The 22,658-nt window shown below is 42.9% G+C and carries 21 protein-coding genes; 13 read left to right on the top strand and 8 right to left on the bottom strand.

Going from position 1 to position 22,658, the window contains the following annotated elements; all coding sequences use genetic code 11:
* Positions 1-93: 93 nt before the first annotated feature.
* A complete protein-coding gene (locus Q0895_RS09350) occupies positions 94-258 on the bottom strand; it encodes a hypothetical protein (RefSeq protein ID WP_299188102.1) in 165 nt (54 codons plus the stop codon).
* A gap of 409 nt (positions 259-667) precedes the next feature.
* On the opposite strand from Q0895_RS09350, the gene Q0895_RS09345 reads away from it, so the two are divergent.
* Positions 668-1,951 (top strand): efflux RND transporter periplasmic adaptor subunit, encoded by a 1,284-nt coding sequence (locus Q0895_RS09345; protein ID WP_299188099.1) that lies wholly within the window; start codon positions 668-670, stop codon positions 1,949-1,951.
* The gene (locus tag Q0895_RS09340; RefSeq protein WP_299188097.1) at positions 1,948-5,058 is read left to right on the top strand and encodes an efflux RND transporter permease subunit; all 3,111 of its coding nucleotides are present in this window, start codon (positions 1,948-1,950) and stop codon (positions 5,056-5,058) included. Before Q0895_RS09345 ends, Q0895_RS09340 begins: the two co-directional genes overlap by 4 nt.
* A 119-nt stretch (positions 5,059-5,177) precedes the next feature.
* Here Q0895_RS09340 and Q0895_RS09335 read toward each other — a convergent pair whose 3' ends face one another.
* The 3 genes from Q0895_RS09335 to Q0895_RS09325 form a co-directional block, all read right to left on the bottom strand.
* Positions 5,178-5,900 (bottom strand): hypothetical protein, encoded by a 723-nt coding sequence (locus Q0895_RS09335; protein WP_299188094.1) that lies wholly within the window; start codon positions 5,898-5,900, stop codon positions 5,178-5,180.
* A 125-nt stretch (positions 5,901-6,025) separates the two neighbouring features.
* Positions 6,026-7,120 (bottom strand): sugar-transfer associated ATP-grasp domain-containing protein, encoded by a 1,095-nt coding sequence (locus Q0895_RS09330; protein WP_299188092.1) that lies wholly within the window; start codon positions 7,118-7,120, stop codon positions 6,026-6,028.
* A gap of 569 nt (positions 7,121-7,689) precedes the next feature.
* Positions 7,690-8,565 (bottom strand): LysR substrate-binding domain-containing protein, encoded by an 876-nt coding sequence (locus tag Q0895_RS09325; RefSeq protein WP_299188090.1) that lies wholly within the window; start codon positions 8,563-8,565, stop codon positions 7,690-7,692.
* Between the two features lie 113 nt (positions 8,566-8,678).
* Here Q0895_RS09325 and Q0895_RS09320 point away from each other — a divergent pair, with 113 nt between their 5' ends.
* The 5 genes from Q0895_RS09320 to Q0895_RS09300 all read left to right on the top strand — a co-directional run bounded on the left by Q0895_RS09320 (position 8,679) and on the right by Q0895_RS09300 (position 13,361).
* A complete protein-coding gene (locus tag Q0895_RS09320; RefSeq protein WP_299188152.1) occupies positions 8,679-9,380 on the top strand; it encodes an SDR family oxidoreductase in 702 nt (233 codons plus the stop codon).
* A gap of 410 nt (positions 9,381-9,790) precedes the next feature.
* The gene (locus Q0895_RS09315; protein WP_299188088.1) at positions 9,791-10,795 is read left to right on the top strand and encodes a DUF1852 domain-containing protein; all 1,005 of its coding nucleotides are present in this window, start codon (positions 9,791-9,793) and stop codon (positions 10,793-10,795) included.
* A gap of 45 nt (positions 10,796-10,840) precedes the next feature.
* The gene (locus Q0895_RS09310) at positions 10,841-11,869 is read left to right on the top strand and encodes a methionine synthase (RefSeq protein ID WP_299188087.1); all 1,029 of its coding nucleotides are present in this window, start codon (positions 10,841-10,843) and stop codon (positions 11,867-11,869) included.
* A 103-nt stretch (positions 11,870-11,972) separates the two neighbouring features.
* Positions 11,973-12,476, top strand: coding sequence for a flavin reductase (locus tag Q0895_RS09305; RefSeq protein WP_299188150.1), 504 nt, complete (start codon positions 11,973-11,975; stop codon positions 12,474-12,476).
* Positions 12,477-12,542: 66 nt separating this feature from the next.
* Positions 12,543-13,361: a sulfite exporter TauE/SafE family protein gene (locus Q0895_RS09300; RefSeq protein WP_025646794.1), complete on the top strand. Its 819-nt coding sequence runs from the start codon at positions 12,543-12,545 to the stop codon at positions 13,359-13,361.
* A gap of 222 nt (positions 13,362-13,583) precedes the next feature.
* On the opposite strand, the gene Q0895_RS09295 is transcribed toward Q0895_RS09300, so the two are convergent.
* Complete coding sequence (locus tag Q0895_RS09295) at positions 13,584-14,216, bottom strand: hypothetical protein (RefSeq protein WP_299188085.1); 633 nt, start codon at positions 14,214-14,216, stop codon at positions 13,584-13,586.
* A 306-nt stretch (positions 14,217-14,522) separates the two neighbouring features.
* On the opposite strand from Q0895_RS09295, the gene Q0895_RS09290 reads away from it, so the two are divergent.
* Both Q0895_RS09290 and Q0895_RS09285 read left to right on the top strand, forming a co-directional pair.
* On the top strand, positions 14,523-14,678 hold the full coding sequence (locus tag Q0895_RS09290; protein WP_299188083.1) for a hypothetical protein: 156 nt from the start codon (positions 14,523-14,525) through the stop codon (positions 14,676-14,678).
* 62 nt (positions 14,679-14,740) lie between these two features.
* Positions 14,741-14,956 carry a hypothetical protein gene (locus Q0895_RS09285; RefSeq protein WP_299188081.1) on the top strand — a complete coding sequence of 72 codons (216 nt, stop codon included), beginning with the start codon at positions 14,741-14,743 and terminating at the stop codon, positions 14,954-14,956.
* Positions 14,957-14,968: 12 nt separating this feature from the next.
* On the opposite strand, the gene Q0895_RS09280 is transcribed toward Q0895_RS09285, so the two are convergent.
* Positions 14,969-15,640 carry a hypothetical protein gene (locus Q0895_RS09280; RefSeq protein ID WP_299188079.1) on the bottom strand — a complete coding sequence of 224 codons (672 nt, stop codon included), beginning with the start codon at positions 15,638-15,640 and terminating at the stop codon, positions 14,969-14,971.
* An 88-nt stretch (positions 15,641-15,728) separates the two neighbouring features.
* Positions 15,729-16,184: an Lrp/AsnC family transcriptional regulator gene (locus Q0895_RS09275; RefSeq protein ID WP_299188077.1), complete on the bottom strand. Its 456-nt coding sequence runs from the start codon at positions 16,182-16,184 to the stop codon at positions 15,729-15,731.
* A gap of 148 nt (positions 16,185-16,332) precedes the next feature.
* Here Q0895_RS09275 and Q0895_RS09270 point away from each other — a divergent pair, with 148 nt between their 5' ends.
* On the top strand, positions 16,333-17,250 hold the full coding sequence (locus tag Q0895_RS09270) for a DMT family transporter (protein ID WP_299188075.1): 918 nt from the start codon (positions 16,333-16,335) through the stop codon (positions 17,248-17,250).
* A 269-nt stretch (positions 17,251-17,519) separates the two neighbouring features.
* Here the strand turns inward: Q0895_RS09270 and truC are convergent, their stop codons facing one another.
* Positions 17,520-18,287 carry a tRNA pseudouridine(65) synthase TruC gene (gene truC, locus Q0895_RS09265; protein WP_299188148.1) on the bottom strand — a complete coding sequence of 256 codons (768 nt, stop codon included), beginning with the start codon at positions 18,285-18,287 and terminating at the stop codon, positions 17,520-17,522.
* 512 nt (positions 18,288-18,799) lie between these two features.
* Here truC and Q0895_RS09260 point away from each other — a divergent pair.
* The 3 genes from Q0895_RS09260 (at position 18,800) to Q0895_RS09250 (ending at position 22,572) form a co-directional block, all read left to right on the top strand.
* The gene (locus Q0895_RS09260) at positions 18,800-19,708 is read left to right on the top strand and encodes an ABC transporter ATP-binding protein (protein WP_299188073.1); all 909 of its coding nucleotides are present in this window, start codon (positions 18,800-18,802) and stop codon (positions 19,706-19,708) included.
* A gap of 114 nt (positions 19,709-19,822) precedes the next feature.
* Positions 19,823-21,493, top strand: a complete 1,671-nt coding sequence (locus Q0895_RS09255; RefSeq protein ID WP_299188071.1) for an ABC transporter permease subunit — start codon at positions 19,823-19,825, stop codon at positions 21,491-21,493.
* 83 nt (positions 21,494-21,576) lie between these two features.
* Positions 21,577-22,572 carry an ABC transporter substrate-binding protein gene (locus tag Q0895_RS09250; protein ID WP_299188069.1) on the top strand — a complete coding sequence of 332 codons (996 nt, stop codon included), beginning with the start codon at positions 21,577-21,579 and terminating at the stop codon, positions 22,570-22,572.
* Positions 22,573-22,658 lie beyond the last annotated feature (86 nt).

The following is a 22,658-nucleotide window of genomic DNA, read 5'->3' as shown; positions in this document are numbered from 1 at the left end:
CACTAAAGACAAACAAGAAAGAGGACAGCAATCGCTATCCTCTTTTTTGTGTTTAACGAGTTTATGTATATAACAAGCGTCTAAAAGGAGGCTTTATTTAGACTTTTTCTCGCTCTTAGACTTTTTCTCAGGCTTCTCTTTTTTGGCTTTCTTCAATGCTTTTTTAAGGTTTTTGATGTTTTTAGTTTGTTCTTTGATGTTTGCCTTAGTTTCTTTTATTTCTTGCTTTATCGCTTTTACTTTTTCTTTATTAGCCATGTTGGACTCCTTGGTTTACGATTTAAAGTGATGGTTACCCACTGTTCGACACTACTATATAGTCAATGTTAACGAATTAACCCCGTTATTCTGGTGATGACATTGAGTAAGTGATGTCATAAGTTATGATAATTAATGGTAACAAACCAACCCAACAACACAAGACAAAACTGTATGTCGTATGTATTGCGCAAAATTGATAGCATTGAGCGTTTGCTTTGTATTTTAACGGTCTTTTTTAAGGATTGATTGGTAAAGAGAGAATAAGAGAGAATAAACGCCAGTTGACCTGTTAGTACGATAGACTACAATGCAAAAAGCTTTCAATAATATAAACTGTCTATATCACCCCGCTAAAAATAATATTTACCCTCTTTTCTATCAATGTGCTTATTTATAGAGACCGATTATGAGTGACCTTCAAGACCCTAATGATAAGCAAGTGTCTAACTCTACACCTGAGTCTGAGTTGCCGCCTTATCGCGACCCTGATACGGCTAAGCGTAGACCTTCGACAAAGCTGCCTGTATGGTTATTACCTGTACTGGTAGCAGTGCTGGTCATTGGTGTACTGTTAGGAAAGTATTGGGGTGGTAATGACTCGTCTAGGGATGAGTCGACCGTTACCTCTGAGACTCAAAGTGATATAGCACCTATTAATGCAGATAATGACCAAGCCGTCTTGTCAGTTGAAACAGTGCAGCCGAGTCAAGATAGTGTCGGCAACACGCTAACGGCTGATGGTACGATTAGTGCCAAAGATATTGCGAATGTCAGTGCCAAGGTCAATGGTGTGGCAATTGAACGGGTATTGGTCGAAGAAGGTACGCGCGTTAAGGCTGGCCAAGTGTTGGCGATATTTGATACCGATGCTATGAAGCAGCAGGTCTTGCAAGCGGAAGCAGATGTGGCCGAAGCCGAAGCCACGCTTGCCAATGCGAGTGCAGATGCGGCACGTGTGCTACCGTTACTTGATATAGATGCCATTAGCAGACAAGAAGCGGACCGTTATCGTACTTCTGAGATTCGTGCTAGAGCATCCTTGCAAGCATCTAAAGCGCGCCTAAGCAATCAGCGCCTAAACCTTGAAAATGCAAAAGTCGTCGCGCCCGTGAGTGGGGTAGTCAGTGACAAGATGGCTGAGGTTGGCATGGTCGCAGGTGGCGAGCCATTATTTACGATTATTAAAGGGGGTGTTTTAGAGTGGCGTGCTGATATCGATCCTAAGTTAATCGGTGATGTAAACGTGGGTACGCCTGTCAAAGTCAGCTTGCCAAGAGATCAATCAGTGATGGGGCAAGTCAGTCGTATCGCGCCGACAGCGGATAATAATCGTCAAATTACTATTTACGCGAGTTTAGAATCCAACTCTGCAGCGCGTGCGGGTATGTACCAAACTGGTGAGTTTTTGCTCGGTAGCGAAAGCATGCAAACGGTGCCCAATAGCGCTATTGTCAGCAACGACGGCTATGATTATGTGATGCTAGTGACGGATATCAAAACCCAGAATGATAAAACGGTTGGACGTATTCAACAGCAGCGCGTGACCCTAGGAGATCGTATTGGCGACAGCGTCATACTTGCAGAGCCTTTGCCAAACGATGTTAGCTTGGTCAAGCAAGGTGGTAGTTTTTTAAATGATGGTGACTTGGTACGCGTCGTTGAGAGTCAAGCTGTGCAGGCAACACCATGAATATGAATGTATCTACCTATTCGATTAAAAATCCGCTCGTTGCGATTTTATTATTTGTCTTGCTCACCTTCGGTGGTTTGTTTGGCTTTCAACAAATGAAAGTGCAGCAGTTCCCTGATATTGATCTACCAGCGGTCGTAGTCACGGTTACTTTGCCAGGAGCTGCCCCAGCTCAGCTTGAAAATGACGTGGCTAAAAAGATTGAAAACAGGCTGACCAGTATTGAGGGTATTAAGCACATTCGTACGACGCTACAAACAGGCGCTGCGACTATCGCAACCGAGTTTGTATTAGAAAAAGACATTCAAGAAGCCATGGATGATGTGCGCTCAGCAGTCGGTGAGGTACGTGGAGACTTACCCGCCGCCGCGAATGATCCTATTATTACCAAGGTCTCAACCGCAGGGTTTCCGGTAGTCACCTATTCTGTGACTGGAAATAATATGAGTGTTGAGGACTTATCATGGTTCGTGGACGACACGATTACCAAGCGCTTATCTGATATTCAAGGAGTAAGTGCTATCAGTCGTATTGGTGGTCTTGAGCGTGAGATTACGGTTGCCGCTGATCCTATCGTGCTTAGTGGCTTACAGCTCTCTATCCCTCAGTTGTCTCAGCAGATCGCTGGTATTCAGCAAGATAGCGCAGGCGGAGAGGCTGAAGTTGGTACTACGACTCAGACCATTCGAGTGTTGGGAGCGGTAGAGCGTGCGCGTGAGCTTAACGAGTTACAGATTGCCGTACCTACTGGCGGCACACAAGCGTTAGGGCGTATGGCTGAAGTGACGGATGGCGCGGCTGATCCTAGCTCCGTTGCCAAGCTAGATGGCAAAACGGTTGTCGCCTTTAACATTACGCGCTCACGCGGTGCCAGTGAAGTCGAAGTTACCAAGAGAGTGGACGCAGCACTGGCGCAGTTAAGTACTGAGATGAGTAATATCGAGGTCGAAAAAGTCTACGACCGTGCGACTCCAGTGGAAGAGGACTATGAGTCTTCGTTACGCATGTTGATTGAAGGCGGTATTTTAGCAGTCGTTGTGGTGTTCTTATTTTTACGCAATATTCGCGCCACTATCGTCGCCGCTGTGGCTTTGCCATTGTCAGTCATTCCTACTTTTTTGGGGATGTATCTGTTTGATTTTAGTCTCAATATTATTTCATTATTGGCGTTGTCGCTGGTCATCGGGGTGTTGGTCGATGATGCTATCGTTGAGGTCGAAAACATCATTCGCCATTTGCGAATGGGTAAGACGCCTTATGAAGCAGCGATGGAAGCCGCTGATGAAATCGGTCTTGCAGTTATTGCCACTACTTTTACTTTAATCGCAGTATTTTTACCTACAGCCTTTATGGGCGGTGTGGTTGGACAATTCTTCCGCCAGTTTGGCTGGACAGCAGCCATGGCTATCTTTGCTTCGCTATTGGTCGCACGCTTGATTACCCCTATGATGGCAGCCTACATTTTGCGACCAGAAAAACATCGGGTCGAAAAACAAAGCGCCTTGATGACCTGGTATCTAAAGATAGTATCCTGGACACTTCATCATCGCTGGTTGACCATGGGCGCTACTTTATTATTATTTGTAGGGTCATTGGCCTTGGTGCAACTGCTACCAACCTCGTTTATTCCTGATAATGATATTGATCAAACTCGAGTAGGGATTGAGCTGACACCTGATGTTGAGCTTGAAGATACCGAGCGAGTGACCGCATTGGCACGTGAGCGTATTTTAGCATTGCCTGAAGTTGCTCATGTTTTTTCTTCAGTTGGACAAGCACAAGAGGCGATGGGGCCAAACAGCTCCAGCGGCAGTGGCGGCGCAAAGAACGTTGCTAGTCTAGATATCGTTCTGACGCCACGTGCCGAGCGGATATCCAAAAAGGAGATTGAACAACATATTAGCGCCATATTGACAGAAGTGCCTAGCGCGCGCTTTACAGTAGGGTTATCAAGCGGCGGCGAGACCGGATATAGCTTTTCGTTGACCAGTACCAATCCGCAAGTGTTGGAGCAGACTGCACAGCAAATTATGACGGATATCCGCGCGCTACCGATTGCAGGTGCTGTCACCAGCGATCGCAGCTTACCGCAACAAGAGCTGACGGTGACCCCTGATCGGCTGGCAATGGCAGATAAAGGCGTTACCACTCAAGATATCGCAACTACCTTACGAATAGCGACAGTAGGTGATTATGAGCAGCGCCTGTCTAAGCTCAATTTAGATACGCGGCAGATTCCTATCGTGGTGCGCTTACCTGATGTGGCCAAACAAAACATCAATCAGTTAGAAGGCTTGTATGTACCTAGTACAGACCCAGCCGGACAAGGTGTGCGTGTCGGTGAAGTCGCTGACCTTGACTTTGGTACAGGGCCTGCGCGAATTAGCCGACTTGACCGTGAACGTTCAATCACCATTACAGTGCAGCCTGGCGCAGGTGAGCTTGGTGAATTGGTAGATGCAGTCAAAAACACCCCTACTATGCAACAACTGCCAGCTTCTATTACGATGATTGCACAGGGGCAAGCAGAAAACATGGCTGAGCTATTTAGCGGTTTTGTTATTGCTATGTCGGTGGGTATTATCTGTATCTTAGGCGTCTTAATTCTACTCTTTGGTAAGCTTTTACAGCCCTTTACTATTTTAATGGCTCTGCCGTTATCGATAGGCGGTGCATTCGTGGGCTTGGTCATTACGGGCAGTAGCCTATCGATGCCTTCGATGATTGGTTTTATTATGCTAATGGGCATCGCCACCAAAAACTCTATTTTATTAGTCGATTATGCCATTATTGCGCAAAACAGAGGTCTGGCACGTTTTGATGCCATCATCGATGCTTGTCGCAAGCGCGCCCGTCCTATCATTATGACTACCATTGCGATGGGTGCTGGCATGTTGCCACTCGTTTTTGGCTGGGGTGATGCCGATCCTACCTTTAGGCGTCCGATGGCGGCTGCTGTGTTAGGCGGTCTGGTAACCTCAACGCTATTAAGTTTGGTCGTGATTCCAGTCGTATATACTTTGATGGATGATTTTTCTGGATGGTTCGCTAAATGGTTGACGCCGCACGGAAAAGATAACGATAGTCCGACTGCTGACAAAATATAGCTTTAGTAAGCATAGAAAAGGCCAAGACTAAATGAACAAGTCTTGGCCTTTTTTAGTAGTAAAGAAAAGTATAACTGTTTTTCGTAAGGACTATCATAACAACAGTTCACAATCATTAATTAGATAAGTCTATGAACGACCTTACGTGTCAAGGTAAGCAGACGTGGCGCCTTATTATAAATCCTACCCCGAATCGTAAAACGCTTACCCATCCCTTCAGCGATAGTATATCTACAAGGATTACATATCCCGCATGGGGTGTTATTAATGGGTTTGTGACAGAACCAAGATTTATAAAGTATATCTAAATCACCTGTAGTTTTAGCTTCTTCTTCCATCTCAGGCTTTGTATAGTCCAAAATAGGGAATTTTAGACGGCCAAAAATAGTATATTCATCAGAGTCAGGTCCTTTCTCATTATTGACTAGCTTCCTTACAAAATACTCAGCTGTATCATCTTTATGAATACTGAGCTCAAGATCTTCAATCTGCTCTGATAAAGCTGCCAGCCATATATACTGACTCCCTATATAACTCTCCTTAAGTAACTTTTTCTGTACCTTCACGTACTTATCAGGGATATCGATTTGTGAAATCTCTATAAGTTCAATGTCTCTGATTTCACAGTCTTTATACTTGTGAGAAAGATCCTTCTTTATGTCATACATTTGTTTAATCTCAGTTAGAGATGAGAGGCGTGCAGTGTCAATGACATAATAAGGCTGAATAACTGCCCCTGATACTGCAAGTTGTATCATTCTAAAAGTGGAATCCCATCCACCTGTCCATAATATATTGACGGGTTGCTTATTGCTTGTATCTGAATTAGTTGCGTCTACCATGACGAAGCTCCAATTAAAAAGTATCCATACTGTTTTAATTAACTATGCTCAAAAAACTAACATAAGTAATTGTTTAATGATTCTATCTATTCAAAAAGCAAATATTGACATATAATATCTATGTACTAGCCATTTTTAAGTTCGTACCATTTTTCTTTTAAACCGCCCTCTACTATTTGTGATGGAATGGATCCCCAATTATCGTTTCCTTCAATCAAGATTGGACCATTTGGTGTGATAGCAACATCCCAACCTATTGATTGCACATAATAAAATTGCTTATGTGCTTTTTCTACTAGGTCTTTAACCTCATTCCAATAGGGAAGTTGATAACCTTCAAATACTATATTACTAATCGGATGTTTATCTACCTTAGTGCCAAAAGGTACATCATAAAAACCATATTTTCTTAATAATCCATTATCATCGATACCAACCGCTAGTCCGCCTGTTTTAACGTTGTCAACGAAAGTATCTTTGGTAGAGGCAAGTCTCAAAAAGGAATTAAGAATATTTATTTTTCCTGATGCTCCTCGTACCGTTGTAATCCTGATAGTATTGACACTTGAGTCGTTGATACTGTTTAAAGACTCATGTTGCTGGATAACATTCTGAAAAATATACTTAGAACCTTTCATTTTTGATTTTATTTCTGACAAAGTAGACTTTTCATTGCTTAAAAAGTAATTACCTTCCTTTTTTTCAATAATAAAAACTTCTTCTGAACCTTCGCCATTAATAATTTTACAAAATACTTTGATGTCTTCTTGAAAGAAATCTTCTAAGCTAACATATGTGCGTTCGCTCAGTAGATAAACTTCTTCGTTGTTGTATAGAGCTATTGTAGGAACGACTTTGTCCTCTCCAATGACGTAAGATAAATAACTAGAAAATACGTATTTATCTCTTAGCATAGCTATGTAATTGTAGTTAAATTTCTCATTTTTACATGAGTTACCAAACTCCCTCTCCTTCCTAAACTTCATATCTGGTAAGAATTCGTCCGAGCTTCTCCAGTTCTTGATATCTAGACCGTTAGAATTATAAAAATAATTCACTTCTTTATTTTTAAGGATCCATAATAAATTGTCGAAAAGAATAACAGGTTTAGGCTTCCTTTCCTTTTCAGGGTAATAACTTTTTCCTCGTACTATTTTGAACACGTCTTTTGGTGTTCTTGATATAAATTTCATGCGGCTGTATATCTTTTTTAGTTTCATATAACCCTCTGGATTTTTTGTTAAGTTCTCAAAGTAACGGTTAAAAAATTAATCAGCAGACTAGACAAGACTGTCACCAATCGTAATAAAAACCGTTATCAATTAGGTGCTTGTTAATATTGAAGACATTCGCAAAAAACAACCCGAGAGAATGTCGACTAAAATATAGATACTGTGAATAAATCCAAAAAAATATCAATTAAAACGATAAAGGCTTAGACTTAAATTCTTAGCCCTATACATTTTTCAAAATTGATTTGATTTTTAAACATGCATATTTCTATTTTTAACTGGTTATTGCATTCTTTTGCCGACAGATATTTTTATATATCTTTAATAAATTACCCCTTTCTAATATTTTATTTAAGACTTATTGTAATAAGTCAGCTAAGAAAAATAACATTACTGTGGTAAGGGTAATTATAGATATAACATAAAGAACAATATACCGCAATATATATTCGGTTAATTGAATATAAATCTAATTATAGGTCAAAAAATCACCAAAATGGTTCATTTTTGTTGAACGTGTGTTGGTTTTTTAGGTAGTAATAGAAGGCAGTTTTTATTTAGCTATATGCTAAGTTTTTTATACACCAGTCCCATATTGCATCTACAGCAGGCCTTGGTAACGATGTACGTTTACGAATAAGATAATAATCAGGCTCAACGGTTAACTCTGACTTGCAGACTTGTACCAATCGCCCTGCCAATAAATCTGCTTGGACAAATGCTTGACAAACAATTGCAACCCCTTGTCCCGCTAGGGCCGCGTCCATAGCCAATGCTGTTTGGTTAAAGATAGCCCCTGGTAGCTTATCTGTCGTTCTAAAGAAACGTGGCCAATGATTGTGCGAGTCGTGCAGTAAAGGCATGTCACGTAAGTATTCAAGTGATATAGGTAGAGCTGTATCACCGATGAGGTGAGGGCTTGCGACGGCCACGAGTTTTTGCTTAAACAGACGCTGGGTTTCAAATGTATCGGGGAATGGTGGATGCGTGAGGCGTACAGCGATATCCACTTGCTCGCGGTCAAAGTCTGCAATGGATTCGGTCGCGACAGTACGTAGGTCGACTTCAGGAAGAGCGTTTGTTAATGAAGAAAGATGCGGGAGTAAGACCTTGGCAGCGAAGGTGGGTGTCACGCTAATGGTGACCGTATCAGGCTCTTTTAGTATTTGAGTTGTGGCCTTTTTTAAAATCTCAAAAGCGCGTGTGACCTCAGCAAAGTATATGGCCCCTTGACTGGTCAGTGCCACACCCTTTGGTAATCTTTGAAATAAAGCAAAACCCATATACTCTTCTAGCAACCGTACCTGCTGTGCTACGGCACCTTGAGTCACAAACAGCTCGTCAGCAGCAGCGCGAAAGCTTAGTTTACGACCAGCAGCTTCGAATGCACGTAGGGCGTTAAGCGACGGCAATGAACGATAAGAACCTGACATGTTCATCCTTGAGACAATAGGTTTTCTACAGTCTAGCATCTTTTATTATGATGCGAATAATTGACTTTTATTGGTTATGATAAATAAAACGATGACTGATGGAGAAGATTATGATTATAGAAAAAGTTGCGCTAATTATGGCAGGTGGATCAGGTATGGGTGCAGCAGCAGCTCGTAGGCTTGCGCAAGACGGCTACAAAGTGGCTATCCTATCGTCTTCTGGAAAAGGTGAGGCGCTAGCAAAAAAGCTTGGAGGCATAGGCGTTACTGGCTCTAATTTAGTCGATGCAGATGTTCGACGCTTGGTTGACTTGGCGATGGAGAAGTGGGGACGTATTGATGCATTGGTAAACTCTGCTGGTCATGGACCACGCGCGCCCATTTTAGAAATTACTGATGAAGACTGGCATCAGGGGATGGAGGTTTATTTTCTTAGCGCTGTCCGTCCAATTCGGCTCGTCACACCAATCATGGTGGCGCAAGGTGGTGGCGCTATTGTCAATATCTCTACCTCTTGGGTGACGCAGCCTATGGCACTTTTTCCAACCTCGACAGCGTTTCGTGCCAGTCTTGGTGCTTTTACCAAGATATTTTCGGACGATTATGCAGCGCAAGGTATTCGTATTAACAATGTCTTACCCGGCTGGATTGATAGCTTACCTGAGGTTGATGAGCGCCGTGATAGTGTACCGATGGAGCGTTATGGCAAGTCTGAGGAGGTCGCCTCCACGATTGCTTTTTTATTATCGGAGGGTGCTGGATATATTACTGGTCAAAGTATTCGCGTTGATGGTGGTGTGATTCGTTCTATTTAATAAGCTTATAAATCTTTTTATATTTGGAGCTGACTGCCACTAATGAAGGTAATAAAAAGCATATTATCTATTTATAACAACCATAATAGAAGCCAAGACTTAAAGAAGTAAGTCTTGGCTTTTTTTGAACAAGAGAACGCTTAGTTTCATGAGTCTATCCAGCTTTTTTCTATATGTTATTCAGCATAGCTTAATTTTTTATAGGTTTAATCTCTTATCAAGCAAGCCGTCAAAGACTGTGCTATTAAGTCTCGTCTCATAATCCTAGCTACCTGAATTAAATTCATCTTATCTTTAAATAACATCGTTTTTATTCATGTGAGGTTCAAGGTATGATTCATCCCATACACAAATTAGCTTTTATCTGAGGCCTCGAGACGAGAGCTATCAGAGTAGTAAAGGGGATTATCATGACTCAGCCATTTACCTATACCATATCTAGCATACGTTTCGATGAAAACTACGAGCCTGCCGATAGCACACGCCTGACGACCAACTTTGCCAATCTAGCGCGCGGCGTAAACCGTCAAGACAACCTTTGTAAGACACTGACAATGATAAACAATCGCTTTAATGATCTGGCGCATTGGGATAATCCCAACGCCGATCGTTATTCGGTAGAAGTGGATATCATCTCAGCTGACTTAGACGTGGCAGGCGACGGTCATACTTTCCCCAGTATCGAGATGCTACAAACCACGATTGTCGATCACAAGGATAACTACCGTATCAGCGGTATGGTCGGCAATAGCTTCTCATCCTACGTGCGCGATTATGACTTTAGTATTGTGCTACCAGAGCATTTCGAACAAAACCCAGGCACACCGCCCGCAGACAGCTTTGGTGTGCTGCATGGTAAGCTGTTTCAGCATTTATTGCGTTCAGAGGCTTACCAATCTCAGTTTGATAAGCAGCCGGTGATTTGCTTGAGTGTGTCCAGTAAGAGAACCTATGTGCGTACGGGCAACCAGCATCCGGTATTAGGGGTGGAGTACCAGCAGGATGAGTATTCGTTAACCGATGATTATTTTCATAAAATGGGTCTTACGGTGCGCTACTTTATGCCGACAGGAAGCGTAGCGCCATTCGCATTTTATTTCGCCGGTGATTTGCTCAGCGACTATAGTGATCTTGAGCTGATTAGCGCGATTGCGACGATGGAGACGTTCCAGAAGATTTATCGCCCTGAGATTTATAATGCCAACTCCAGAGCAGGCGCGGTCTATCAGCCCAGTCTCAATTACCAAGACTACTCAAAGACGCAAGTGGTGTATGACCGTGAGGAGCGCAGCCAGCTGGCAGTGAAGCAAGGCAAGTTCACCGAAGAGACATTTATTACGCCTTATCAAGATATCCTAGAAGAGTGGGCAACAGGCTTTGCGGTAGACAAAAGCGCTGATGAACAAGTGGCTTAATAGAGCTTTAGATATTAAATATTACGATACAAAAGATGAGACAACATGGATATATTATTACCAACATCGACCGCTGGCAGCTTGCCCAAACCCTCATGGCTGGCCGAACCTGAGAAAATCTGGTCACCTTGGGCATTAGAAGGTGATGAGCTGATAGAGGCAAAACAAGACGCCTTACGTCTGACCTTACAAGAACAGCAACATGCAGGGATAGATATCGTCAGTGATGGCGAGCAAACCCGCCAGCATTTTGTGACTACATTTATTGAGCATCTAGATGGCGTCGATTTTGAAAACCGTAAAACCGTTAAAATTCGTGATCGCTATGAAGCAAGCGTGCCATCAGTCGTGGGTGCGGTGAGCCGTCAAAAGCCAGTATTTGTGGACGATGCAAAGTTCCTACGTGCGCAAACCGATCAGCCGATCAAATGGGCGTTGCCTGGCCCGATGACCATGATTGACACGCTGTATGATGGTCACTACAAGAGCCGTGAAAAACTGGCATGGGAGTTTGCTAAAATTCTCAATCAAGAGGCCCGCGAGTTAGAAGCAGCAGGCGTGGATATTATCCAATTCGATGAGCCGGCGTTTAACGTCTTTTTTGATGACGTCAATGATTGGGGCATTGCGACACTAGAGCGTGCTATAGAAGGACTTCAATGTGAGACAGCAGTACATATCTGCTACGGTTACGGCATCAAAGCCAATAACGACTGGAAAAAAACGCTGGGCTCAGAGTGGCGTCAGTATGAGCAAGCGTTTCCTAAATTGCAGCAGTCCAATATCGATATCGTCTCATTAGAATGTCAAAACTCGCATGTGCCCATGGATTTGATAGAGCTCATTCGCGGTAAAAAAGTAATGGTTGGTGCAATCGATGTCGCCACTAATGATATTGAAACTCCTGAGGAGGTAGCCGATACGTTACGCAAGGCCTTACAGTTTGTCGATGCGGACAAGCTGTATCCCTCGACCAACTGCGGTATGGCGCCGTTGTCTCGTGAGGTGGCACGCAGCAAACTACATGCGCTGAGCGCTGGTGCGGCAATCGTGCGGCAAGAGCTGAGCGTTTAGCAAAACTTAACAAGTTTTGGCTTGTTTAAGCTTATGAGTGGCCTCAGTTAACAAGGTACTTATAGATTTAACGTTTCTCAGGATTGTAGTAATGATAAAAGATATGATTGAAGCCACTGATTTTAGAGATGCCATGGCGCTATTGCCCACGGCGGTCAATGTGATTACCACCAATGGTCCGTCAGGCACTCATGGGTTTACTGCCTCGGCGGTATGTAGCGTCACTGATACACCGCCGACACTGCTGGTGTGTATGAATCAAGCCGCGCGCTCACATGGGAATTTTGTGGATAATAAAGTCTTGAGCGTCAATGTGCTTGGTGCCCAGCATGAACACTTATCCAATGCTTTTGCTTCTAAACTAAGCTCAGATGAGCGCTTCGAGCAAGGAGTTTGGACTGAGCTTGTGACAGGCGCGCCTATCCTGAAAGATGCGCTAGTGAGCTTTGATTGTGAGATTGAGCACATTCAAGAAGTGGGTACGCATAGTGTGCTGATGTGCCGAGTGGTCGCTATCAAACCTCCAGAATCCGCAAGCGGGCAAGATGAGAGTTTAGTGTATTTTAACCGTGCTTATCATTACGTCGGTCAAGTTGAGCTTGTATAAGTCATAACTGGCATTAATATAGAGCACTTGCTCAGAAAATAAATCTATATAAGAAGACACTATCCCGTGGAACTACTCATTTTTTTAATCATCGGCGCACTAGCAGGGTTTGCGGCCGGACTATTTGGTGTGGGCGGTGGTACCATTATCGTACCGCTACTCTTTATCGTCTTTACTCAAATGGGCTACGATGCCGATACTATCATGCACCTGGCTTTGGGGACGTCGCTTGCGACCATTATCGTCACCTCGATCAGCTCATTAATGGCGCATAATAAAAAAGGCGGCGTCATGTGGCCGGTCTTTAAAAACCTAGCACCTGGTTTGGCGCTGGGGTGCTTTTTGGGGGCAGGGATAGCAGGGCAAATATCAGGGTTATATCTGCAGCTGATTGTCGGGGTATTTTTGCTGTGGGTGGCTTATAGAATGTTTACCGCTGGTAAAAGACGTACACATATGAGTGATGCGAGTCATACGCCTGTGGTATTACCGTCTAAACCCAAGCAACTTGCGGCAGGCGGGGTAATTGGTGTGGCTTCGGCCATTTTCGGTATTGGCGGCGGCAGCTTAACGGTGCCGTATCTCACCCGTTATAATGTGGTCATGCAAAAAGCGGTAGGCACTTCAGCGGCTTGCGGTCTGCCGATTGCCATCGCTGGCGCGCTCGGCTTTATGTTCTTTGGTATGCAGCAGCAAGTTGATGTGCCCAATACCATTGGCTTTGTGCATATTTATGCCTTTTTGGGCATTGCGAGTATGAGCTTTTTTACCGCTAAAGTTGGGGCAAAAGTCGCTCATATGCTCTCACCGCCACTGTTAAAGAAGTGCTTTTCGGTATTGTTATTCGTAGTTGGACTTTATTTTCTTTATAAAGGGTTGGTTTAGGGGTGACTCAGTAGAACTTTATAGGTTTTGATGGGGATAGCTGATTTAGTTGTTTAATATAAGTGGTTTCATTATAGCGGTTTGTTTTAAGTGGTCTATTGATAGGTTTAAAGAGTGAAGTAACTAGTTCCGCTGGGGTATACCTATAAAAGACTACGTCCAGATTAAAACTACAAGAAATCTTGATCTGCTCGAATGTAGTGAGACTTCATAGCAAGGTACTTAGAATTCGCTGACTTCATTAACTACAAATTGACGAGAAGCTTCCCCATCTTTCATATCATACTGAATTTGGCGGATTTTACCTTGGGGGTTGGCATTAGTATCACCTTCTAAATATAGTGGGAACTGTCTAACTAATACATTCTCAACCAAGGCAAACTGATCATGGCCCATATAACCTTGTTTGAGTTTATCAGTCAGTTCTGGATGAAAGACCTCACTCCACGACATCCCTTTGTTGCTCGAATAAGCAATGACATCACCATATGAGCCACTACCCACGCTTTGAGTGAAGACTAATATCTCATAGAATCCATCTTTATTAAGATCTCCTACCGCGGCACTAACGACAGGATCATCAATAGATTTTTCAATCATATCTTCTCCCATTGTCTGAATCTTTAAGTTATAACCACCTTTACCATCAGGTGTACTCACTACACGCGCAGAAAAATCTGCATAGTGAAAGCTTTTATTATAGTTACCGCTTGTGTTGGAAGTCGTATGATCCGCTTCAACGGTTATAGAGGGTTTTGCGGGTAAGGTATCGTTCTTATCTAAGATAGATGTATTGGTATTCTGACATGCCGTCAAACTGAGTAGCAGAGTGCTTAGAAGTAGTGTTTGTTTCATACTAGCTGTGTTCCTTTTAAAAAATTAGTATCAAAACGAATGACCAAAAAATTTCTGCTTAGGATACAACAGCAAATTGATCAAGAAATATTGATATTTTAGAAGTTTTTTCAGACTTTCTGCCGTACTCAGAATGACGTAGTCAAAGCTTATAATAACTATTGCAATATTTGCCCATAATCTAAATCATCCTACAAAACCATAGTATGAATAGTTTGTGAAAAGAATAAGCTACAGTTCTATTTATTCCTAACTCATATAAGATAGACCCAATTCAATATTGTTGTAGTTACTTAGGATCTCTATATGAATATTAAAATGATGATAATCATTGCTGTTACTGCCATTCTTGCTTTTTGGCTGGGTATCAAAGCTCACGAACGTCACTATAATGATATTTGCTTAGATCTAGGTGGTGGCCAGAATCCAGGAAACTATCCTATTTGTGTCATTGATCGATAACCATACTGCAACGATGAGGAAAGCTTATTTATGCCCTCAATTTATCATCTAAAGGAGCTTTTATGAAATCTAAACTATTTATCGGTGGCTCAATACTGCTAGCGGTTGCTGTGTTTTCTGGACTGATGGAAACCATGTTTTACGGCGGCATTGATTCTGAAGGCGTACTTCAAGAAAGTCTGTTTTTACCTCTAACTTTTATCTGTCTAGCTTTATCAGTAACTTTTTATGCTTCATCACTAATAATGCAGGTAAAAACGAGACTAACCCATAATTAAAGCCATTAACGCTTATTCTACGATAGCATCATCAACTAAGCTCAACCCTTCATCTACATCAAACGTTAGCCTATGAGCACTTGAGTTGATTTCTTTATCTTGGTCAGCCTGTGTTGGATACTGACGTATAGTGACATCAACAGTCTTTTTTCCATCATAATCTATCGCAGTCAGTGTACTGTACTTACCTAAGAGCTGTTGCCCGTATTGGTTGATGTCATTAGTACGGTAATCTAGCTCAAAAGCACCTAGATAGAGTGCGCTACTAGGTAGATCAGGGCTATCCAGACTGGATTTTTTATCCGTATCAGGATTGGTATTCGTTAAAGTATAAGGCGCAACAAACTTAAAAATGTTCTTATCATTTGAAATATTCAACGCAGTGATATTAGTATAGTCAAGCCATGCTGCATAATGTTCATTGTTTGACAGGACGCCGTTTACATAAGGCTTTTCATTTTTACTAGTGCTCAACTTGGTAAACTCTGTCAATTGGATTTGATTCTTATGATCGGGAAAAGTGATATAAAATGACTTATCAACATCAATATTGAATAACTTTTTCATGACACTAGGGGACTGTGTTTCTAGTGATGTCTCTAATGCCTTGTCAGTTTTTTGGCAACCGGTTAGCGCGGATAAGGCTGCTAATAAAATGATTGAGCTGAGTTGTAAAGTCTTCATGGCATCTTCTTAAGTTTATTCACTACTTGAGTCATTTAAATGACTGTTTTTTAAATTGAGCACAGACCCTAATAGGCATTAAAAGATATCATGTAAAAATGGGCAACGTTGTTTTATTAACCACTTTTCTCACTGATAAGTGGGTATGTATGTCTTTAACGCTAGTCAGCTTATGCAACTTACGCGTAAAATCTTCATAACCATTGAGGTCTGCGCTGACTACTTCCAATAAGTAATCATAAGGACCCGAGACCACATGGCCATTGATGACTTCGTCCATCTCAGATAACGCATTTTCAAAAGCGATAATTGACGCTTCTTGATGATTATTGAGACTGACTTCTACAAAAAAGCTCATCTTAATGCCAGCTTTCACTCTACTGACGTTCGCTTGGTAACCCTCTATATAGGATTCATCTTCTAAACGTTTCAGGCGCCTGGCACAAGGTGAGGGTGACAGACCAATGCGCTCGGCTAATTCAGCTGTTGATAAGCGTCCTTCTTTCTGAAGCACTTCCAAAATATGACGATCGATTTTATCCATGTATTGCCTTTCTAGTGTTTTAAGCCAATAATCCTATATTATTTGGTATTATCCACTAAATAACTATAGATTTACAATAAAAGAATAGAGATAAAAGCGCGATGTTTGATTGATAATTAGGTTTTGTATACAAGCTTAAGATATCGACATGAATACAATCTTTCAATCCTCTCCGCGCAAAAGCACCTTATTTGCAATGTCTCCGCTAGCGAAAGGCTATGTGGCTATGATTGCCGTGCTACTTATTTGGTCAGGCTTTGCATTGACGGTCCGAGCTATTGGTGGGTCATCGCTAACTATTGCTGATGTCATGCTCATTCGATTTAGCGTACCATTACTTTTACTGACGCCTTGGGCATATTCCAGTTTAATGGAGATTAAAAGTATCAAATGGATTGATGTTTTATTTATATTATTCGGTGGCGTTCCCTTTCTGTTGCTAGCTTCCTTTGGCGCAAAAACTGCTCCTGCTGCTTACGTGGGTACTATTTTGACAGGGACGCCAGTATTCTTTGCTGCCCTCTTGTCTTTTATTCTTTATCGTCAAAAGATCTCGTTAAAGAAATTTTTGGCATTCATACTGATTCTATTTGGTGTAGCCGCTATGGTTGTAGGGAATGCAGGGTTTCCACCTAAAAGCTTGCTACATGGCGTGGCCTTCTTATTGCTTGCAAGCTTGGTCTGGGCAGGTTATACCTTGGGTCTAAAAAATACGAAGTTGAGTCCAATAGCGGTGGCTATCGTACTTTCTTACACATCATTTTTGATAGTATTAGTGATGGTTTTGGCTGGCATTTTAAAGACAAATCTAGGGGTCGTTTCTTTTGACGACGCGCTACCTTTTATCTTAGTACAAGGCGTTGGTGTTGGGGTGGTCTCAACCATTGGGTTTTCTTATGCAGTCAACAAACTGGGCTCTATTCGCACCTTGCTGCTTGGCTCCTTGTCTCCTGGACTGACCGCCTTACTTGCAGCGTTGATACTCCATGAGCCTTTAACAATAGTAGTGGTATGCGGCATAGTGTTAAGCTCAATTGGCGTTATTTTATCTAATCGAGTGAAGTAAATGAAAACCAGTAAGCTATGCTAAAAAACCGTAGAGCTGATTTTAACAAACGAACAATTTTTGGTTTGATTATTATCGTTGAGCTATATAACTAAAATCTCCCAAGTTAATATCTATAGATTTGACAGTACAGGTCAGTTCGATGCCTGTATAGCGTACCGATGACGAATAGTGTATGTATGATAGGTACATCATGAAGTACACTGCAACTATTTCAGCGATTTAAAATATTGAGACTATTAGCCTGTAGCCTAAGATTCAAATCCTTATTAGGGAACTAAACCCTCAACCCTCTTCACCCAATTAAACGCCTCTAAAATCCGCATCCATTGCTCATCAAACCCCGCTGTTATCAGCAAAGGCTCACCGGTGACGGGATGACTAAACGCTAAACGCTGCGCATGCAGCAGCATCCGCGTACACTCATATTGACTACGAAAAAATCGATTGTGCCGACCGTCACCGTGGCTAGTATCGCCTACTATAGGATGAAATAGATGTTTCATATGTCTGCGCAGCTGATGCTTACGCCCTGTCTCGGGTATCAAACGCATAAGACTATAGCGGCTGGTGTCATGCTTTCTTGATACCGCAAATGGCAGCTCGATTTGTGCCAGACATTGCCAATGGGTCACTGCTTCTTGTGCAGGCTTGTCCAAATTGGCAAACTTGTCAGCGATGGCATCGGGCTTAAAACTTAATGCATAATCAATACTACCTTGCTCTGACATAAAGCCGCGCACCACGGCTAAATATTGCTTGGTGACTTGACGCTCCGTAAACGCCTCGGTCAGACTGCGCGCCACAGCAGCGCTTTTAGCAAAGAGCAATACCCCTGAGGTCGGTCTATCCAGTCTATGTACTGGAAAGACATGACAGCCTACCGCATCACGGGTCATCTGCAAGGCAAAGCGTGTCTCGCCCTTATCCAGCCAACTGCGATGCACGAGTAGACCTGCCTCTTTATTGATCGCTACCAAAAATTCATCCTCATAGAGGATCTCTATTTGGTCAGCGTTGCTATTTTCGATGTCCATATTCATATTCGTGTCTTTAATGCCCATACTGTAGAGACTATCATTGTATATCTACTGTCTTTTATACATATCGTTTTTACCGCATTTATAACGGCATAACCATGCATTAATGTAAAAAAACTATTATGTTATTAAACTATAAAGAGAGGGAAATTAGCTGTAAATCATTACTTATCATACTAAATGTAGATAATTATTTTGAACTAAAAGAGAAGTTAAGTGGGCAAATCCTAAGTAGTATTGCTCAGTATAATGAGAGTTTTCTATCTATAGTGTATTCCATTGATTGTTAATTTTTAACCCCTTCTATTAATATCTAGCATGCTACCTTTTCAATATATTTATACATTAATACATGAGTCTCTTTATCCTTATTTAAGACTATACAAGCATATCTAGGCTTAAGTCATCGTCTTGTCATATTACCTTCATCAAAATGTCATAACTAATGACTACACTGCTGACCTATCCAAGATAAGTACTAAAACTTTTATGCGATTAGGTGAGTGGATATGTTAGAGCTCAGGCAAGTGACCAAGAAGTACGATGATAAAGTGATCTTTGAAGATATATCACTAAAAATCAATAAAGGAGAGATCGTCTCGATATTGGGGCCATCAGGTTGCGGCAAGACCACCTTGTTGCACATGATTTTGGGCCTGACGGATATCAGTGGCGGCAGAATCGCCTACAATGGCGAAGATATTACCCGAGTGCCGATGAAGCACCGTGGGTTTAATATTGTCTTTCAAGATTATGCTTTATTTCCCAATCTCAATGTCAAACAAAACATCGAATACGGCCTACGTAATAACCCTCATCTTAGCACAGCGCAAGAGGTCGATGAGCTGATCGATCTGCTCGATATCCGAGATCATCTCAACAAGCGCATTAGCCAGCTCTCTGGCGGCCAAAAGCAGCGTGTGGCACTGGCACGTACGCTGGTCACCAAACCTAAAATACTGCTACTCGATGAGCCGCTCTCTGCCCTCGATGGCGTGATCAAAGAAACCATCAAACAGCGTATTCGTGAGATTGCGCTGCGCTATGAGCTGACCACCCTCATCGTGACCCACGACCCAGAAGAAGCCATGACGCTATCTGATCGTATTTTGTTGTTGTCAGATGGCAAGGTGGCACAGTTTGCCAAGCCAACTGACATCATCTGCAACCCCGCCAATGGCTTTGTCACCAACTTCATTCTCAATCAGCTCAATATCAAACGCCGCAACATCCTAAGCCTGTTTGCAGATGGTCATGCGCCAGTGGACCCACTGAGCAAATACACGCAAACCCAAAACCATGAACGGTATGCCGCTGCTGCGCCCCAACACACTGCGCCTGCCCGTACTCTTGGCTCTTCGGATCAGCAAACATCAGCAGATACCGCCACCAGCCAGTCGTTAAAAGCCGATGGTTAAGCTTTGAGCATGGAGCGCCACCGATAAGTAATAGCGTGGCTAAAGCTCTGATAGCCGTACGGACTGGCATTTTTATCAAATAAAACGTGAATCATTTGATGGTTTTGGATGTTTATGACGCTTAATAACCCGCCCCAAATAAAAGCCATTTGGCTCTTTGTGACGATACTGTTTGTCGTTTTCCTATTTGTACCCTTGGCCAAAATGCTGATGCTGTCCTTAAATGTGGGTGATGGCATTGGTTTGGATAACTATCAAAGCATGGTGAGTAGTGACGGTTTTCAGCAGGTGTTGTTCAATAGTTTTTTTGTGGCGACAATCAGTGCGTTTAGCGCTACAACTCTTGCTTTTGTCTTAGCTTATACCGTGCACTGGACGCACTTGCCCACAGGGTTTAAAAAGACCATCAAGCTTGCCGCCTTGTTGCCGATGTTGTTGCCGACCGTGACTTACGGCTTTGCCATTATCTATACCTTTGGCAAGCAAGGTTTATTAACTCAAATACTCGGTTTTCAGCTGTTTGAAAACATCTATGGTTTTCAGGGAATGTGGCTTGGCTACACCATTTATACCTTGCCGATTGCCTTCTTATTACTCAATAACACTTTTCAGTATTTGGATAAAAAGTTTGTGATCGTCTCAGAGCTGATGGGCGACTCGCCTTTGCGCCAGTTTGATATGACCGTCATGCGTCCGCTAATTGGCACTTTTGCTGCGGCGCTGATTCAGTGTTTCTTTTTAGCCTTTACTGATTTTGGTATCCCAGCGTCTATCGGCGGGCAGTACAAAGTCATCGCAATCGAGCTTTATACTCACATACTAGGGGCGTCACCATCGTTTGAAAAAGGGGCGGTGGTTGCTTTGTTTATGCTTATCCCTTCAGCGCTCAGCATTCTACTGCTCTGGTATGTCGCGCGCTTTAACGTTCGCTATGATACGGCCGAGCCTATCGACTTGCCAGCGACACCGATTAAAGACCGTATCTTGGCAGTATCGTCGAGCGCTATCTTATTGTGTTTGCTGGCGGTATTTGCCGTGATCTTTATCATTCCATGGGTCAAGGTATGGCCCTATCAAATGCAGTTTAGCACTGATACGGTGAGTCAGGTTTTGACATCGACCAACCTGATGCGAGTCTACAAAAACTCGCTTATCGTTGCGGTTTTGACGGCGGTCTTTGGCATCTTGATTACCTATTTTTCAGCCTTATTAGGCGAGCGCACCCGCTTATTTAAGGTCGGTAAGTTTGGTATCGAAAGTGCGGCGCTAGTGACCAATACGGTGCCAGGGATGGTCGTGGGTATCGCTTATCTGATGGTGTTTTCGGGCACGGCAATCGCCAATACTATTTTTATTATCGTGATAAGTAACATCATTCATTATTTTGCGACGCCTTACCTGATGAGTAAAAACGCATTGGCCAAAATGAACTTAGGTTGGGAGACCACAGCCAGTTTATTGGGGGATTCGTGGTTGACGTCGTTGCGTCGCATCGTGCTACCCAATTCCTTTTTTACGTTAATTGAGGTCGCCTCGTTTTACTTTATCAGTGCCATGGTGACAATTAGTGCTGTGATCTTTATCTCTGGGGCCAAAACCATGGTACTCACCACCAAAATTGTTGAGCTGCAGCATTTTGCCCGCTTTGATGAGATTTTTATCTTATCACTCATGATATTACTGACCAATATCTGTGCACTGTCGTTGTTTGCTCTGATGCGCCATTTATATAGCAGACGTCTTTATGGCCACAAAAAAGCGCCCAACCAAGCGTTGGCGACATAAGCGTGAGTGCCCTTATCGCTAAAAACAAGATCGTTAAAAAAATAAAAATTCTTTAAAAATCAATAAAACCAATAGGAAACACAATGTTATTAGTCAAAAAACTGGCGATAAGCCTGATGTGCGGGATGGTACTGGCAGGCTGTAGCTCAGCGTCCTCAAGCGATAGCGCCAGCGCAGAAGAGGTCATTATTTATAGCAATGCCGATCAAGAAGCTGTAGAAGTCATGCAAACGGTGTTGGACGCAGCAGGGTACGAAGGTCAGTACATCCTTCAGTCCTTTGGCACAGGAGAGCTGGGCGGGCGTTTATTAGCGGAAGGCAAAAATACAGAAGCGGATCTGGTCACCATGAGTGCGTTTTATTTAGAGAGTGCGCAAGCTCGCCATTCGATGTTTCAAGAAATTGACTTTACTCTCAATCCTAAAGAAGCTGTCCCTAATTACTACGCACCGATTTTAAGCTTTGCTGGGGCGATTATTTTAAATACGCAAGAGATGGCCACGCAGCAGCTTCCAAAGCCGACCAGTGTCAAAGATTTGGCAAAACCCATCTACAAAAACAAAATCGCCATGGTAGATCCAAATGGCTCATCGACGGGCTGGCTGTTTGTACAAGATATCACGGCGACATATGGCATGGCGGATAAAGGGCAGGTCATTATGAATCGCATCCGGCAAAACGCTGGGCCAAACTTGGAGCTATCAGGCTCCGGCCCGCTCAAAAAAGTTATGGCAGGTGAGGTACCCATTGGCTTTGGCATGCGGCATCAAGCCGTGGCTCACAAGGCGGCAGGGCTACCTATCGACTACATCGACCCAAGCGAAGGCAGCTATACGCTCAGTGAAGCCGTGGCCGTCCTCGATAAAGGCGCAGACACCAATCCAAACGCCATGAAGATGGCCGAAATCATCGTCAAGCAAGCACGGCCGCAGCTGCTAGAGATATATCCAACAGTTGTCTATGAGGGTGAAACGGTCGCACCCGACAATCAAATAAACAATGTCAAAACCTATGCAGAGCCACTCACCGCTGAGCTACTGGATAAACACAGGGCGTTTTTTCACGATCAGACCAGTTAGGCCTTTTTTAAGCAAAAAGTTTTTGTCATTTAGATCCTGAACCCAAAAAAAGCCTTTATTAACCTTTGGGCTTTGCGCGGGCCATT

The organism is uncultured Psychrobacter sp., assembly GCF_947495825.1.
Lineage (GTDB): Bacteria > Pseudomonadota > Gammaproteobacteria > Pseudomonadales > Moraxellaceae > Psychrobacter.
This window is presented reverse-complemented; position numbering and strand designations above follow the sequence as displayed.